13 protein-coding genes and 1 CRISPR repeat array are annotated in these 15,647 nt (G+C 47.6%); all 13 genes read left to right on the top strand.

Annotation, left to right across the window (positions count from 1 at the left end; genetic code table 11):
* The first annotated feature begins 172 nt into the window (after positions 1-172).
* The 13 genes from K365_RS0117720 (at position 173) to K365_RS0117650 (ending at position 15,641) form a co-directional block, all read left to right on the top strand.
* Positions 173-400, top strand: coding sequence for an addiction module protein (locus K365_RS0117720; protein WP_006968593.1), 228 nt, complete (start codon positions 173-175; stop codon positions 398-400).
* The gene (locus tag K365_RS29455) at positions 397-678 is read left to right on the top strand and encodes a type II toxin-antitoxin system RelE/ParE family toxin (protein ID WP_024335658.1); all 282 of its coding nucleotides are present in this window, start codon (positions 397-399) and stop codon (positions 676-678) included. The genes K365_RS0117720 and K365_RS29455 overlap by 4 nt, the downstream gene beginning before the upstream one ends.
* Before the next feature lie 362 nt (positions 679-1,040).
* Positions 1,041-2,180, top strand: coding sequence for a helix-turn-helix domain-containing protein (locus tag K365_RS0117705; RefSeq protein ID WP_024335657.1), 1,140 nt, complete (start codon positions 1,041-1,043; stop codon positions 2,178-2,180).
* Positions 2,181-2,201: 21 nt separating this feature from the next.
* Entirely contained in the window at positions 2,202-4,841 is a 2,640-nt protein-coding gene (locus tag K365_RS0117700) for a CRISPR-associated helicase/endonuclease Cas3 (RefSeq protein WP_024335656.1), read from the top strand.
* A complete protein-coding gene (gene casA / locus K365_RS0117695; RefSeq protein ID WP_024335655.1) occupies positions 4,838-6,355 on the top strand; it encodes a type I-E CRISPR-associated protein Cse1/CasA in 1,518 nt (505 codons plus the stop codon). The genes K365_RS0117700 and casA overlap by 4 nt, the downstream gene beginning before the upstream one ends.
* Positions 6,352-6,894, top strand: coding sequence for a type I-E CRISPR-associated protein Cse2/CasB (casB, locus tag K365_RS0117690; RefSeq protein ID WP_024335654.1), 543 nt, complete (start codon positions 6,352-6,354; stop codon positions 6,892-6,894). The genes casA and casB overlap by 4 nt, the downstream gene beginning before the upstream one ends.
* On the top strand, positions 6,891-7,538 hold the full coding sequence (gene cas6e / locus K365_RS0117685) for a type I-E CRISPR-associated protein Cas6/Cse3/CasE (protein ID WP_211221128.1): 648 nt from the start codon (positions 6,891-6,893) through the stop codon (positions 7,536-7,538). The genes casB and cas6e overlap by 4 nt, the downstream gene beginning before the upstream one ends.
* A gap of 16 nt (positions 7,539-7,554) precedes the next feature.
* Positions 7,555-8,583, top strand: a complete 1,029-nt coding sequence (gene cas7e, locus K365_RS0117680; protein WP_024335652.1) for a type I-E CRISPR-associated protein Cas7/Cse4/CasC — start codon at positions 7,555-7,557, stop codon at positions 8,581-8,583.
* 10 nt (positions 8,584-8,593) lie between these two features.
* Positions 8,594-9,307 (top strand): type I-E CRISPR-associated protein Cas5/CasD, encoded by a 714-nt coding sequence (gene cas5e, locus K365_RS0117675; protein WP_024335651.1) that lies wholly within the window; start codon positions 8,594-8,596, stop codon positions 9,305-9,307.
* Between the two features lie 3 nt (positions 9,308-9,310).
* Positions 9,311-10,183, top strand: coding sequence for a type I-E CRISPR-associated endonuclease Cas1e (gene cas1e, locus K365_RS0117670; RefSeq protein WP_024335650.1), 873 nt, complete (start codon positions 9,311-9,313; stop codon positions 10,181-10,183).
* Positions 10,161-10,472, top strand: coding sequence for a type I-E CRISPR-associated endoribonuclease Cas2e (gene cas2e, locus K365_RS0117665; protein WP_024335649.1), 312 nt, complete (start codon positions 10,161-10,163; stop codon positions 10,470-10,472). The genes cas1e and cas2e overlap by 23 nt, the downstream gene beginning before the upstream one ends.
* A gap of 23 nt (positions 10,473-10,495) precedes the next feature.
* A CRISPR array of direct repeats spans positions 10,496-12,963; the repeat unit is 28 nt; unit sequence ATCTTCCCCACGCCTGTGGGGGTGTTCC.
* A gap of 183 nt (positions 12,964-13,146) precedes the next feature.
* Positions 13,147-13,956, top strand: a complete 810-nt coding sequence (locus tag K365_RS0117660) for a Fic family protein (protein ID WP_024335648.1) — start codon at positions 13,147-13,149, stop codon at positions 13,954-13,956.
* Between the two features lie 503 nt (positions 13,957-14,459).
* Complete coding sequence (locus tag K365_RS0117650) at positions 14,460-15,641, top strand: ATP-binding protein (protein ID WP_029725499.1); 1,182 nt, start codon at positions 14,460-14,462, stop codon at positions 15,639-15,641.
* Positions 15,642-15,647 lie beyond the last annotated feature (6 nt).

The following is a 15,647-nucleotide window of genomic DNA, read 5'->3' as shown; positions in this document are numbered from 1 at the left end:
CTCAGTCAGGCGAAACAGGTTCCGGTCAGGATCAGCCTTCAGCAGAACACCAGGCATCACTGAATTTATGAACCATTGAAGGTTCTTGTTGTGTTCTGGAAAAATCAATGTTATCAAAATGATGATAAATTCTTCTTGCCCACTTGGGCCAGTACATTTTTAAGGTGATCAAATGAGACCAGATCAAATCAAAGATGAAATCAGCAGGCTGGAGCTATCTGAAAAGTTGCTTCTTGTTGAAGATATTTGGGATGCCATTGCCGCCAGCAATTCTGAAATACCCATGCCTGAATGGCAAAAGCGGGAACTGAAAAAAAGATATGAAGAATATAAGCAAGGAAGCTTGGAATTGCATGATTGGAAGTCGGTGCACAAGGGTCTGCGCGATAAATACAAATGAAACTGCGTTATACAGACAGAGCTATGGATGATTTGGACCTCGCATTTGCATGGTATGAAAGGCAAAGACGGGGACTGGGTTTTGATTTTTTGGATTGTGTAGAAATCGCTGTAAAATCAATCATTGAAAATTATGCAATGTACAGAATTCATTATCTAAACTTCAGAGGTTGTGTGGTTAGACGATTTCCATTTACTGTGTTTTATACAGTCGAAGAAAATGAAATAGTTCTTCATTCGGTTTTTGACAATAGACAGAATCCTGAAAAAAAGCCTTAACAATCGCATTCGCTCGAACAACTTTAAAAAACGAAAGTCCTCTTTTCTTTTCCAGAAATTCATCCGAAAGCAGAAGTGTCCACTGATTATCAGCCCTTTGAAAAATGGGTATGAAAGAGAAATGAATCAGCCGAAGACAACTATTCTATAATTTCGAATAGTTGCATGTGAGGGGAAAACAAATTGATTGAATCAACCAGTGGAAATATCATCAAGGACAATGCAGAGGCCCTGGATTTTCGAAAATGACAAAGCCCGGCCAGTTCAACCAAAACAGTCATCTTGATATGATTTCATTTTTTTATTACCAAATAAACAATATTTCTTGACAAGAAAAAATCTATATGGTTTTTTAATCCATCATGACTGCTGATCTCTCTTTCATAGGCAGAAACATTCGATTTCTAAGACGGTCCAGAAACTGGACCCTGGAAGATCTGTCTTCCCGCATCGATATTCACAAAGTGGCCCTGGGCCGCATCGAAAGAGGCATCAATCTGCCGTCAGCCATGGTGATCTATCAACTGTCCACGGCTTTCAATGTGCCCGTGGACACCCTGTTCTCCCCGGATCCCATCCACCAGGCCCCCGTGGCAACCACGGAAACTACGGATACCTGTTTCATTTCACTGGATCCGGCACCGGCCCCCCTTGCCGCAGTCCTCATGAATGCCTGCCGGGAGATCATGGCCGCGTTCCATGCCCTGGAAGATATCTGCCGGGTGCCCAAACATGCCACCGTGCCCCTGTCCATCCCGTTTGATCCCGACTATCCGGGCATGGAAACGCTGGCGGCCCGGATGCGCACTTATCTGGCCACGGGCGATGCCGTGGTGTTTGACTATCTTGAGCTGTTTGAAAACGCGGGACTGCGGGTCATCCTCTTTCCCTTTCCCCGGGGCGCTGCCTCAATGGAATCCGTCTCATTTTACGAACCCGCATTTCACAATGCCTTCTTTTTTATCAACGCCCGGAACAATACGGAAAAACAGCTGTTCTCCCTTGCCAGAGAACTGGGCAGCATCCTGGTGTCCAACCAGATGAACCGCCGGAAAACCCCTTTGTTCCCCCCATCTGAAGAGGATACCGGCCGGCCCATCAACCCGGCCCGTGCCGCCGGACGCTTTGCTTCCACCTTTCTGATGCCCGAACCTGCCGTGCGCGCCACGGTCGGCCAGCTGGGCGTATCCAGAGATGCCTGGTCCTGGGACCTTCTCCTTCGTATCAAACACCGGTTCGGTGTGTCTGCCCAGACCTTTCTCTACCGGCTCCACGAGCTGGATCTGATCTCCGATCCCACCAGAAATACCCTTGATACCCAAATAAAAGATTTTTACGCTGCCAACGGCCCCATAGAACCGGATGCCTCCCGCCGCTGCCTCACCCCCAACGGCCGGTTTTTTGATCTGCTGCTCACTGCTGAAACCAAGGCTACTGACACAGAAGAGATACAACACATCAGACAATTAATTGAGAGGCTGAGAATAACCGATATTAAATGATTTAAATAACAAGGAATCTTTATGATTCGCTTAAAAAAGGGGAAACTACATCATACTGAACAGGACCAATCGATCTTGTCCATCCCCTACTCAAAATGCTTAGCCAAAACCTACACGTGTCCTACAGGAAAAACTACATCTGGTCGGACTGTTTTAGAGCATTGTCTGATAGTCTCTGAAATCGCAAGAGAATTGATCAACCGGTTACCAGACTCAACGGCAGCCATCTATCCCAAAGGGGTTGAACTGATCGCCGGTTCCCATGATGTGGGTAAAGTAAGCCCTACTTTTCAGAAAAAAATATTTGACAATATTGATGATAATCTTCACGGCCTCTGTCCTGCTCTCGAAAAAATTTCCTCTCAGCTGGAGCGTAATTGGGGGGGGCATGCCGGAACAAGTCAAATTTCTCTGTCAGACATGAATGTGGGCAAATATATTCCTGAAATTGTGGGCCAGCACCATGGTTACAGTCCACCGGTGAGGGGATCCAAAGCTGAAGGAGAGGTGTTCGGGGGTAAAGCTTGGCAACAAGAAAGAGTGCAACTGATCGAAGCGTTGTCAAATTATCTCCAGGTCATTTGGCCTGTCATTGAATCTCCGGTTCAGGCTCGACTCATTGCCGGTTTGACATCAGTGGCGGACTGGATCGGCTCGGGAGCTTATTTTGAAGAACCCGAAAAGAAATGGCATGACCGGATCTCTCGGTCTATTGATGATGCTGGATTTGTCTCGCCTCTCGTGAAGAAGAGATTGAATTTTAAAACGGTTTTCAAAATAGAGGGTTCAGAAGAGTTTGATCCCTATCCGCTTCAATCAAAGTTTATAGAAACGGTATCGGCTCCGGGTCTCTATGTTTTTGAAGCTCCCATGGGGTATGGCAAAACAGAGGCGGCTCTGTATGCAGCATATCAGATGCTTGCTACAAAGCAGGCTACCGGTATTTACTTTGCTTTACCTACCCAACTGACTTCAAACAAAATATATGATCGGTTCAATGTGTTTTTGAGAAATATCCTCCAACCTGAATGTATTCATCGAAAAGCCCTTTTATTGCATGGCAATGCCTGGATACTTGAGCAGACGGAGATGGGAGAAGACGGCCGGCCGGGTGGAACGTGGTTCAACACCTCCAAACGCGGGTTGCTCGCCCCTTTTTCTGTGGGAACAATCGATCAGGCATTGATGGCGGTAATGAATGTCAAACACGGATTTGTTCGGGCATTTGGCCTGGCTGGAAAGGTCGTGATTCTCGATGAAGTGCACACCTATGATTTTTATACTGGGACTATTTTATATGCCTTGGTTGAATTGCTCAAAGCGCTGAACTGCACAGTGATTATTTTGAGCGCCACCTTGAGTCGGGAACGCAGAAAACAACTGGTTCAACAAGATGTATCAGAGATGAGGTATCCATTAATTACTGCGGTTGGAAAGAATTCAGGATGCAGGGAAATTTCCGTGAAACCGCCTCAATCGTATACAGTGAAGATTCAATCCGTGTGTGAAGAATCAATTGCAATTGAGGAAGCATTAAGAAGGGCTTACAAGGGTCAGCAAATTCTATGGGTGGAAAACAGTGTTGCTGATGCCCAGAACTGTTATCTGGATCTGGCAGCCAGAGGAGCGGAGTCAGGCATAGAATGCGGTTTGCTGCACTCCCGTTATACGGCAATGCATCGTCAGGATAAAGAAAATTACTGGGTGAACCAGTTTGGAAAATCCGGTTGGAAAAGCAGAAACCGGAAAGGGAGAATATTGGTTGGAACACAAGTCCTGGAGCAGTCTCTGGATATTGATGCAGATTTTTTGATTACCCGGTTCTGTCCTACAGATATGATACTGCAAAGAATCGGTCGGCTGTGGAGACATGATAAAGCCCCGCGAAATAAAGTGGCACAAAGAGAGGTATGGCTGCTCATTCCCGATCCAAATGCCGTCGAAGCCGAACCAGGTAAGGCATTCGGTATTAACAGTTTGATTTATGACACCTACATCCTTTGTCGAAGTTTCGAGATATGGCGCCATAAGGATGAAATCATTCTTCCCAGAGATATCCGCAGTCTTGTGGAAGATTCTTATCGTACCAGGGAGGAATCAGGAATTATGGCGAGGTTGTTGAGAGAATTAAATTCAGGTAACCGGCATAAAAAAGGCCGTATGTCTTTAGAACAGCTGGCACACATGACCTTGTCCAGAGGTGCTAAAACCCTGCCTGAGTCAAAGGCCCAAACCCGTTACAGCGAAATGGACACCCTGGAAGTGCTCTTGTTGAGGCATATGGCCCTTGATTCAGACAATCAATCCACCAATCTGAGGTTGATTGATGGAGAAAATGTTGTCCTGCCTTGGCATCGGCATAGATTGACAAAAAAAGCTTGGCGGTCCATGTCAATCAGGTTGATGAATCAGATGGTTCATGTGAAACCGAATCATGCGCCGATTCCTCTGCAAAAAGACACTCTTTTTAAAACAGGCCTGGGTAATTGCCTCTACCTTGGTAACCCTGCCTATGATGAGGCATTGCTCCGTGTGGCGATCGTTGATGATACCGGGGAACTGTGCGGTTATCAGGGGGCACCGTTACACGACAAATTTCGGATTCAATATCGAAGCGATCTTGGTTATCGAATGTCCAAACATAAGGAAATCAAATCATGAAAAACCGTTTTAATTTGATAGAGGAACCCTGGATTCCTGTTGCAGACATCGGCCGGATTAGTTTGGAGCAGTTTTTTTCAAATTTGGCCTATCGGCGACTGGGAGGAAATTCCTTGCAGAAAATAGCCCTATTCAAATTTCTGCTGGCGATTGCCCAGGCAGCGGCAACCCCGGCAGATGAATTTGAATGGGAAAAACTGACTCCCCAAGTTTTGGCTGATCAATGTCTGAACTATCTGGTAAAGTGGCATGACCGTTTTTTTCTGTATGGTGAAAAACCTTTTTTACAACTGCCGGAAATATCTATGGCAAGGGAACAAAGCGAGGGTGCGCTGATTCCAGAAATTGCGACCGGCAATACAACGGTATTGTTCAATTCACAAGTAGAACAGAGGTTGGGTGATGCAGACAGAGCGTTGTTGCTCCTTGTCCTGATGGGGTCCGCCCTCGGCGGTAAGAAAACTGATAATTCTGTGGTGTTGACCAAAGCATATAAAGGAAAGAACAAAGATAACGGGAAACCCACAACAGGAAAACCTGGTCCGGCAGTCGCTCATATGGGATTGATGCACAACTTTATTTTAGGTAATTCATTGATACAAACTCTTTTGTTGAATCTGTTGACCGCTGAAAATATTTCAGAGGCTGGCATATTTTCTGGAGGACTTGGAACCGCACCTTGGGAAAAAATGCCAGAAGGTGAAGACTGCCCAGTAGCCCAGTTATTGAAGAAATCGCTGTTGGGGAGGTTGATCCCCGTGTGTCGTTTCTGCCTCTTCACTCCGAACGGGGTACATTATTCCGAGGGCATATCCCATATGAATTACCTTGACGGCATCTATGATCCAAGCATAGCTATTGATACCAGCGGAAATAAAAACAAGGTGCTGTGGGTCGATCCGGAAAAAAGACCTTGGCGGCAGTTGCCTGCCCTGCTTGGTTTTATAAAGCAGGGACGAGGTAATTTCGACTGTATGCAACTGCGAATATCTCTTCCCAGGGCAGGCGCTGTGAATGAAAATTTTGCAGTATGGTCTGCCGGGCTCCGGGTGAGCAGTAATGCCGGTGAGCAATATGTCTCAGGTAATGATGATTTTGTGGAATCAGAAGTGGAGCTGGCTGGGAGACTGATCAACAGCATATGGTTCAATCGCCTGGAAATTGAGATGGCTGCACTGGAAAAAATTGCCTCGGTTCTTTATGGATGCATTTTCAGATATTTCGAAGCCAAGATTAAAAAACCGGGACAATTAACATTGGGGCAGGGCTTTGCCGCCCAATCAACCAATCTGTTCTGGCAATTAATCGAGAATCATTTTCAAAAATTGATCGATTCATGCGGGGATGATCCCGAATTTGCAGATGAAAGGTATCGTTTGCGCCAACAGTTTTCAAAACATATCTACAGAATTTATGATCATTTCTGTCCCAGAGATACAGCCCGGCAGATGGAAACCTGGGCAAAATGCCGGCCCAACTTGTCAACTTATTTGAAAAAGGAGGAAAAACAATGAACACTCCCGATCCAGGCCACATCGCACCCCCTCCGGACAAACCCACCCTATTTGTTCTTGGCATCATTGACATGTGTCTGAAAAACAAAGGGTATGCCGCTCGTTTGAAACGCTCTGACAATCCTGCCACTGAATATCAAAGCTGGGAAATCCTGGCTTCTTATGGCATCGATCTTGAAAAAAAATACCTTCGGCTGCCATATGCCACTGTTGCAGCAGCTATTGCAAAAGCCAAGCCGGAAAAATCGGGGCAATTGACTTTGGGTCAGGGCATCGCATCCTGTTACGAAGATGGCAATGCCGGGAATCAGGCCAGGGCAAAGCTTCGGCGGTTATTGGCTTGTCATGATACCAGCGAAGTATGCCGTATCATTCGGCCTTTGTTTTCCCTGATACACAGCAAATCCCGCCAGATACTCGATTATGCCTGGATATTAAAACAATTGTTAAGATTCTACTGGGATCCACAGGCAGTCAAGGCCCAATGGGCACAGGAATTTTATCGATACAATTCCAGCGAACAAGGGGATGAAAAATGAAGAAAATGATGTTTGCCAGTGTATTGAATTTAGACAGGAAAGCAGTGAATCATCTGAAAATCAAAGATCCCTATGCAGTTCACCGGGTCGTATACAGCCTGTTCGATGATGTGCGTTCGTCAAATGAGAAAAAAGCGGCCCGGCAAAGTGGTATTGTATATGCAGATCAGGGAGGTACTTTTTATGGGAGGCAGATTCTGATGGTATCGGATCGGATGCCTGCCTCTCAGGTCGAAGGCCGATATGGTTCGGTTGAAACCAAAAAAATTGATTCCGCTTTCCTTGATCACAAAACTTATCGCTTCAAGGTCATTATGAATCCTTGCATAAGGGATAATAAAACACGCCGGCTGATTCCCATGAAAACCCGGGATGCTGTCATGAAATGGTTTATGGACAGATCTGAAAAAAGCTGGGGATTCTCGGCAAACAACCGGCATTTGCAGGTCAACAAGATGGATGTTCTGCAGTTCAAAAACAAAAACCATCATTTGATTACTCTTTCCAAAGCCACCATGGAGGGGGTTATTCAAGTCGTTGACAAAGAAAAATTTTCCACTGCTTTTCAGCAGGGGATTGGCCGGGGGCGTGCCTTTGGCTGCGGTCTGCTCCAAATTGTACCACAATCAAATAACCTGTTTTAATGATGAGGACACAACCATGAAATCTTTTTTTGAAAGTATGCGCATTGAGTATCATATCCTGCAATCGTTTCCTGTTACCTGCCTGAACCGTGATGATGTTGGTGCTCCCAAAACCGCCATCATCGGAGGTGTTACCAGGGCTCGTGTCAGTTCACAATGCTGGAAACGTCAGGTTCGGTTGACCATGGCAGAACTGGGAGTTAAATTGGGCACAAGGACCAAAAAAGTGGCAAAATATATTGCCAAAGCCTGCTTGAATGCAAGTGCTGATGAGGAAGCAGCATTGGCTTGCGGGGAAAAAATTGCCAAAGAATTCAGTGATGATACCTTGCTTTTTTTCAGCGACAAGGAGGCGGAAGCGTTTGCCGAGCATGCACGAAAATTTGATTTCCAACCAGACAAAATCAAAGCAAATGATCTTAAAAAAATTTCAAAAAAAGTCGTCAACAAAAATCTTGATGCTTTGGATATCGCTCTTTTCGGGCGCATGATCGCCAAGGCCCCTGAATTGAATATCGAAGCAGCCTGTTCATTTTCCCATGCAATCTCTACGCATAAGGTCAGTAACGAGGTCGAGTTTTTCACTGCTGTGGATGATCTTCAAGATGAACCGGGTTCGGCTCATATGGGAAGTCTGGAATTTAATTCGGCAACATATTACCGATATATCAGTCTTGACTTGGGGCAACTCGCTCAAACATTGGACAATGAAGAACTCAAAAAAGCGGTGGAAGTTTTTACAAAAGCTTTGTATCTGGCCGTACCCGGGGCCCGGCAGGCAACCCAGTCAGGGGCTTCCCCCTGGGAATTTGCAAAGGTACTCGTGCGAAAGGGGCAACGGCTGCAAATTCCGTTTGAAACACCGATTCAGCCTAAGTCAGGAGGATATCTTGCGCCCAGTATCGATTACCTGAAAACCTACATCGACAAAAAAGAAAAATTGTCCGGGTCAGTATATGGCAAAATAGGTGATTATGAGTGGGGGGAAGATGAAACATTCAATCTGGATAATTTAATTCAATCATTACAAACCCACATCAGCTAAAGGAAAACACATGCCTGATCCATATATACTTCTATGGTTGGAGGCGCCTCTCCAGGCCTGGGGATATGATTCAAAGTTTGGCAGAAGGGAAACCCTTGATTTTCCCACCAAATCCGGATTACTGGGCCTTATTTTCTGCGCGCTTGGTGCAGGAGGACAACAAAAAGAACGGCTGGCGCAATTTGCTGATCTTGATCTGCAGGTCGTAGCATACAAGCGGATGGCAGCCGAAAATAACCCAGCGAGCGGAGAACCGCTTTTACGAGATTTTCATATGGTGGGAAGCGGATATGATATCAGTGATCCTTGGCAGAATCTGCTTGTACCGAAAAAAAATGATGGTACAAAAGCGGTTGGCGGCGGAACCAAAATTACCTACCGCTACTATATTCAGGACATGGCATTTGCGGCGGCAACACAAGTGCCATCTTCTGAATTGAAAAATGTGGTAAATTGTTTGAAACAGCCTGTTTGGGAATTGTATCTGGGCCGTAAAACCTGTGCACCGACCGAATATATTTTCCAGGGTGAATTTTCGGCAGCAGAGGATGCATTCAATATGTCGGATGACCTCGCCAGGGAAAAAAACCGGACACCTGAATTCAAAGTGCTTCAAGGAGAGCACGATGGAGATGAGATATTTACTTTGGATGATGTGCCGCTACAATTTGGACCGGAAAAAAAATATCGTGACCGCCGGGTGACAGTAATTAGAATGGATTGATCTATGGCAAAAAACCGTTTGTTCATCAAGGTAACCAGAGAATCCCTGCCCCAGGTTAAAGACAAATACCCATTTATCTACTTGGAGCGCGGGCGTTTGGAAATTGATGACAGCAGTGTCAAATGGATTGATTCAGAATGCCATGTGGTCAGATTGCCTGTAGCAACTTTAAACACCCTGCTTCTTGGACCCGGAACCAGTATAACCCATGAAGCTGTAAAAACAGCGGTTGCTGCAAATTGCTCCATTTGTTGGGTGGGTGAGGATTCATTGCTGTTCTATGCGGCCGGTTTTTTACCCACAGCAGATACACGGAATTTGAAGCGACAGATGGAGCTGGCGGTAAGCAAGGAAAAATCTTTAAAGGTGGCCAAAAAAATGTTTGTCCATCGTTTTCCGGATACTGACCTGAAAGGCAAGACTCTCAAAGAAATGATGGGGATGGAAGGCCATCGTGTGCGCGCAATTTATCAGAAGATGGCAGAAAAATATGGCGTTGGGTGGAAAGGACGCAGTTATGTTCCTGGAAAAATGACACTCAGTGATGTTACCAACCAGATATTAACCGCCACTAACGCCGCCCTTTATGGTATTTTATGTTCTGCCGTACACTCCATGGGGTATTCGCCACATATCGGGTTTGTTCATTCAGGAAGTCCGCTGCCCTTTGTTTATGATCTGGCTGACTTATATAAAGAATATTTGTGTATAGATCTGTCTTTCGCTTTGACCAGAGAAATGGCTGGTGTTTATAATAAACATTTGGTATCAAAGGCGTTTCGTGAGCGTGTCATCGGGATGGACCTTCTGGTAAAGGCAGCAAAGGATATCTCCGACTTGATGGGAGGGAAAAGTGCTTGTCGTGGTGGCCAATAAATTGCCCCCTGCCGTCCGGGGAAGGATGAAACTATGGTTTGTAGAACCCAGGGCAAATATTTTCGTTTCCGGTATTAAAGATTCAGTTGCTGCAACCGTGATCGAATATTTGTACAAACATTGTCCAGAAGAATCTGGTATAGTGATGTTTCAGTCTATTTCAAAGCCTCCGGGATATACCATACGTTCTATCGGTGCTACAGATAAACAAATGACAGAAATTTCAGGTTTGCAATTGGTTGTCGAAAAGTTAGTTGGAGCAGAGAAACAAGATATTGTGTTTTCTTGATTGTTCTTTGACAATATGTTGCTATCTTCCCCACGCCTGTGGGGGTGTTCCTTTTATCCGAGGGAGGCATAAATGGAAAACGCAATCTTCCCCACGCCTGTGGGGGTGTTCCTCATGCAGTTACCCACGTTGCTCCTGAACTGCTATCTTCCCCACGCCTGTGGGGGTGTTCCCTATTTGAACCTGATTTTTGTGGCCGCGTCGGAATCTTCCCCACGCCTGTGGGGGTGTTCCTTAATACATTGCTGCCAATCACCGATCGGATAGATCTTCCCCACGCCTGTGGGGGTGTTCCTCGATATGTGTTTTGATCCTTACTATTCAGTTAATCTTCCCCACGCCTGTGGGGGTGTTCCCTCGTACTAAACCGCCTTTGCCTTTCGAGCATGATCTTCCCCACGCCTGTGGGGGTGTTCCTTAATAGTTATGTGCTCCGGAGAACATTCCCCGATCTTCCCCACGCCTGTGGGGGTGTTCCTCTATCATCAAGTCTTGTATTTAGTTCAGTGTTATCTTCCCCACGCCTGTGGGGGTGTTCCTATTGCCATTTTGTTGTTTTTTGCACGATCCTTATCTTCCCCACGCCTGTGGGGGTGTTCCCGCAGATGTTTGCTCCCTGACTAAATCCATTGCATCTTCCCCACGCCTGTGGGGGTGTTCCTGTTTGGATGCTTCATACTGCCTCCTTTTTTGGATCTTCCCCACGCCTGTGGGGGTGTTCCTACCATCTATGCAAGGGCTGGATGAAAATTTAGATCTTCCCCACGCCTGTGGGGGTGTTCCTGTATATCGTCGAAGTCAAAACCACCCCGAAGGATCTTCCCCACGCCTGTGGGGGTGTTCCTTAAAGAAGTTTTAAAAGACATACAGGAACAAAATCTTCCCCACGCCTGTGGGGGTGTTCCCACCGCACCGGCGAGCATAACGAGATACACAAGATCTTCCCCACGCCTGTGGGGGTGTTCCTCCCATGGGGTTGTCAGTGTTTGCCATTTGTCAATCTTCCCCACGCCTGTGGGGGTGTTCCCACCCCACGTCCTGGCTCCAGATCCGCCTGCCTATCTTCCCCACGCCTGTGGGGGTGTTCCTGGAGTACACGTGTTCAAATTGCGGGAGAACTTATCTTCCCCACGCCTGTGGGGGTGTTCCTCGCTCCATCCAGTCCAAAATACCTTTCGGGTAATCTTCCCCACGCCTGTGGGGGTGTTCCTTTATACGCTGCCCGTGCAACGTCAGAATATCTATCTTCCCCACGCCTGTGGGGGTGTTCCTCTTCCCAGCCGCGTCTAATAGGAAAACTCCTAATCTTCCCCACGCCTGTGGGGGTGTTCCTTGGTTTGAAGATGGCATGACAGACGATGAAAGATCTTCCCCACGCCTGTGGGGGTGTTCCCATTGTACTTCTGTGCAATTTTTGTATGTGACAATCTTCCCCACGCCTGTGGGGGTGTTCCCCTTTGCAGACGCACCTAACTGTTTCAGGTTGGATCTTCCCCACGCCTGTGGGGGTGTTCCTCAGGTGAAGTTGGTATCCGCCCACTGAACGCGATCTTCCCCACGCCTGTGGGGGTGTTCCTGCTTTGGGATTACTCAATCACCGGGTGGACAGATCTTCCCCACGCCTGTGGGGGTGTTCCGGAAAGCCGCCCCTCGTACTCTTCTGCCAGCTTATCTTCCCCACGCCTGTGGGGGTGTTCCCAAAGCCTTCCTGATGAAAAATCACATTGGGTTATCTTCCCCACGCCTGTGGGGGTGTTCCTACCCCATTTCTTCAGTATCAGCCGGAAACAAGATCTTCCCCACGCCTGTGGGGGTGTTCCTAACCATCTATCCTTGTCAGCATCGGGCCGATTATCTTCCCCACGCCTGTGGGGGTGTTCCTGTGTATTCTTTTTCGGTGCTGGTCAAAGGGTCATCTTCCCCACGCCTGTGGGGGTGTTCCCGCTGAAAAGTCGGGGGTCCAGTTCCTGACCGCATCTTCCCCACGCCTGTGGGGGTGTTCCCATATAATAATCCCCTGCAGGGGGACTATATGGATCTTCCCCACGCCTGTGGGGGTGTTCCCTAAAAGCGCAAATGATATAAAAGGTTGTATCAATCTTCCCCACGCCTGTGGGGGTGTTCCCCCCTGAAGGAAACGTGACGATATCATCGATGGATCTTCCCCACGCCTGTGGGGGTGTTCCTATGCTGGGCGCTGTTCGAGGTTGGGATTTTGAATCTTCCCCACGCCTGTGGGGGTGTTCCTCTGACAGCCTCGACATCAACATCGACAACAAGATCTTCCCCACGCCTGTGGGGGTGTTCCCTATCAGGGGATACCGGTGGTGATGGCGGTAAAATCTTCCCCACGCCTGTGGGGGTGTTCCTCTCAGAAATTTGTTTTTTTTATTTGCTGGACAATCTTCCCCACGCCTGTGGGGGTGTTCCTTGGACGAAAGCTTGTCTATACTCCGGCATTGAATCTTCCCCACACCCGTGGGGGTGTTCCCTCAGCAAGAGACTTTAGCAGCATTGGCAGAAGGTCTTCCCCACGCCTCGAAATCATCAATAGGGCGCCTTCCATATTTTTACTTTCATGCTTTCTTTGATATGATATGGTTGGAAAATGGGAAGCGTTAGACCTCTGGGAGAATAGAAAAAAGAATTATTCTGCGATTGGATGAAAGATTTTATGCAATACTTGTTTGGCAACATTGATAATGATTTGGCCAGGGCGTTAATGACCCAGCTGCGGGATTTCTGGACCTACAATTCCACAGCCATAGAAGGCAACAGCCTGGCCCTGGGTGAAACCGCGTTTGTGTTGCAGGAAGGCCTGGCTGTCGGGGGAAAACCCTTGAAGGATCATCTGGCCGTGGTGGGACATGCAAAGGCGATTGATCTGATATATGACCTGGCGCAAAACAATACCCTTTTCACGGAAAAAGAACTGTTCAGGCTTTGCAGGATGGTTCAGGCAGAGCAGGTCTCTGATGTTCATGGACCGGCGGGGGGATGGAAAAAAGAACCGAATTCAACCGTGGGGATGGTGGATGGAAAACCGGTGGCATTTGAATTTGCCACACCTGCGGATGTGCCATCTTTGATGACGTCCTGGTTTGATCTGTACCATGAGCTGGATCGCGGTCTGGTTCCGGAAGACAACGGCCGGGCAATGCTTTCCCATGTGGCGTTGCATGCTTCTTTTGTCCGGATTCATCCATTTTCTGACGGAAACGGGCGCCTGGCAAGGCTGGTTGCCAATCTGCCGGTGATCAGGTCCGGGCTGCCGCCTGTGATTATTCCGCGGCAGCAGCGAAAGGAGTATATGGATATCCTGGCCGCATATCACTTTCATACCGGCCGGATAAAGGCCGGGGATGAGCTGGTGCCCGACCTTGATGCATTAAAGCCATTCGCAGGATTCTGTGAACAGGCCTGGGAAAAGTCTTTTCGCATGGTGGAAAATATCCGGGAAAAACAGCGGGAAAGGGATGAATAAAATATCCTGCTGTTTACCCATTTTGTTAATATTGGCATTTTGAGTAAACACCGGTTTTTGTCCGTTTTGAAAGTGACGTAAAAGCACGTCTGGCAAGGCTTTCTGGTTTTAAAACCCCGGGTGGTAAAAGCGGAAGATTTTGACCGGCTCAAGGCACTTCAATCTGTTTTTTCATCAAAAAATGATCCCGCGGGGCATCTTCAGGATAACGGATTGACATTATGGAATCCAACGGGTATTTGAGGGCCCATTCTCGCATTTGAAAATTTTCTGCTCACGCCGTGCAGAATATGGTATATGGTAGCTTAACTTGCTTGGTTCACTGTCCAAAGGTTTGGGTCCGCCGCACTCATCCAAGGTCAGGATAAATCCAAAATCAAATTATGTGCCAGAACAGGGTGAGAAAAATCCTTTGCAGGAAGTTCGCCTCTGTTTTCAAATTTTTTGGTGCGGATTGAAAGTTGAACTTGCAATCCGCACTTTTTTGGGGTAATGATTTTTGTATGACACTGATCGATCGCGCCATCGAACCGGTACTGCACGCCTTGTCAGAAAAATACCCGGTCATCACCATCACAGGTCCCCGGCAGAGCGGGAAGACAACCCTGTGCCGGAAGGTGTTTTCCGACAAACCCTATGCGAATCTGGAATCACCGGATATCCGTCAGTTTGCCACGGATGATCCGCGGGGGTTTCTTTCCCAGTATCCGGATGGGGCAGTTTTAGATGAAATCCAGCGGGTCCCGGATCTTGTTTCCTATATCCAGCCAATGGTGGACGACGACCTTCGTGACGGCCTTTTTATCCTTACCGGCAGCCAGCAGTTTGAGGTGAGCCATGCCGTCAATCAGTCACTGGCCGGCCGTACCGCCCTTTTGAAACTGTTGCCTTTTTCCATGGCGGAGCTGCAGGCTGATGAGCCCCTGCCCCCGGTGGACCATCTGATCCTTCATGGATTTTACCCCCGCATCTGGGACAAGCAGCTGGATCCGGTCCAGGCCCTGGGGGATTATTTTGAAACCTATATCCAACGGGATGTCAGACAGCTTGCTGCCATAAAAGACCTGCACCTGTTTCAGCGCTTTGTCCGGTTATGTGCCGGGCGGTGCGGCCAGCTGCTCAATCTCAACAGTCTTGCCAATGACACCGGCGTATCCCACACCACGGCCGGCAACTGGATTTCCATACTCGAAGCAAGTTACATCATTTTTTTGCTTCAGCCCTATCATGGAAATATCACCAAACGTCTGATCAAATCCCCGAAGCTCTATTTTTTTGATGTAGGACTGGCCGCTTTTCTGCTGGGCATTGAAAATCCCCGGCAGGTATCACGGGACCCGCTCCGGGGTAGTCTGTTTGAAAACATGGTTGTGGCTGAAACCTTGAAATACCGGTTCAACCAGGGGAAAAAAAGTAATCTGTATTTTTACAGGGACCGCAAAGGAAACGAGGTGGACCTTGTCTGTGTCACGGGTACCGATCTGTTTCCAATCGAAATCAAGGCCGGGATGACCATTACAAGAGATTATTTCAAGGGCCTGAACCATATGGTCAGAAATTTTCCCGAAAATGTTCCCAATGGGTGCGGCCTGGTTTATGCCGGAGAAAAAAAACAGCAGCGGACCGATGTCACCATTGTGCCTGTCCATCTGTTGAACCAGCTTTTTGACACCTGTGGCGGGTGAACATCA

The sequence above is a fragment of the Desulfotignum balticum DSM 7044 genome (genome assembly GCF_000421285.1).
Lineage (GTDB): Bacteria > Desulfobacterota > Desulfobacteria > Desulfobacterales > Desulfobacteraceae > Desulfotignum > Desulfotignum balticum.
Note: the sequence above shows the minus strand (reverse complement) of the source record. Positions and strands in the feature narration are given on the sequence as shown.

Coding starts and splice junctions, on each gene's coding strand:
- cas6e (WP_211221128.1), top strand. CDS start 6,891: ATGAAGAAAATGATGTTTGCCAGTGTATTGAATTTAGACAGGAAAGCA.
- K365_RS0117700 (WP_024335656.1), top strand. CDS start 2,202: ATGATTCGCTTAAAAAAGGGGAAACTACATCATACTGAACAGGACCAA.
- K365_RS0117705 (WP_024335657.1), top strand. CDS start 1,041: ATGACTGCTGATCTCTCTTTCATAGGCAGAAACATTCGATTTCTAAGA.
- K365_RS0117660 (WP_024335648.1), top strand. CDS start 13,147: ATGCAATACTTGTTTGGCAACATTGATAATGATTTGGCCAGGGCGTTA.
- K365_RS0117650 (WP_029725499.1), top strand. CDS start 14,460: ATGACACTGATCGATCGCGCCATCGAACCGGTACTGCACGCCTTGTCA.
- casA (WP_024335655.1), top strand. CDS start 4,838: ATGAAAAACCGTTTTAATTTGATAGAGGAACCCTGGATTCCTGTTGCA.
- cas5e (WP_024335651.1), top strand. CDS start 8,594: ATGCCTGATCCATATATACTTCTATGGTTGGAGGCGCCTCTCCAGGCC.
- cas1e (WP_024335650.1), top strand. CDS start 9,311: ATGGCAAAAAACCGTTTGTTCATCAAGGTAACCAGAGAATCCCTGCCC.
- K365_RS29455 (WP_024335658.1), top strand. CDS start 397: ATGAAACTGCGTTATACAGACAGAGCTATGGATGATTTGGACCTCGCA.
- casB (WP_024335654.1), top strand. CDS start 6,352: ATGAACACTCCCGATCCAGGCCACATCGCACCCCCTCCGGACAAACCC.
- K365_RS0117720 (WP_006968593.1), top strand. CDS start 173: ATGAGACCAGATCAAATCAAAGATGAAATCAGCAGGCTGGAGCTATCT.
- cas7e (WP_024335652.1), top strand. CDS start 7,555: ATGAAATCTTTTTTTGAAAGTATGCGCATTGAGTATCATATCCTGCAA.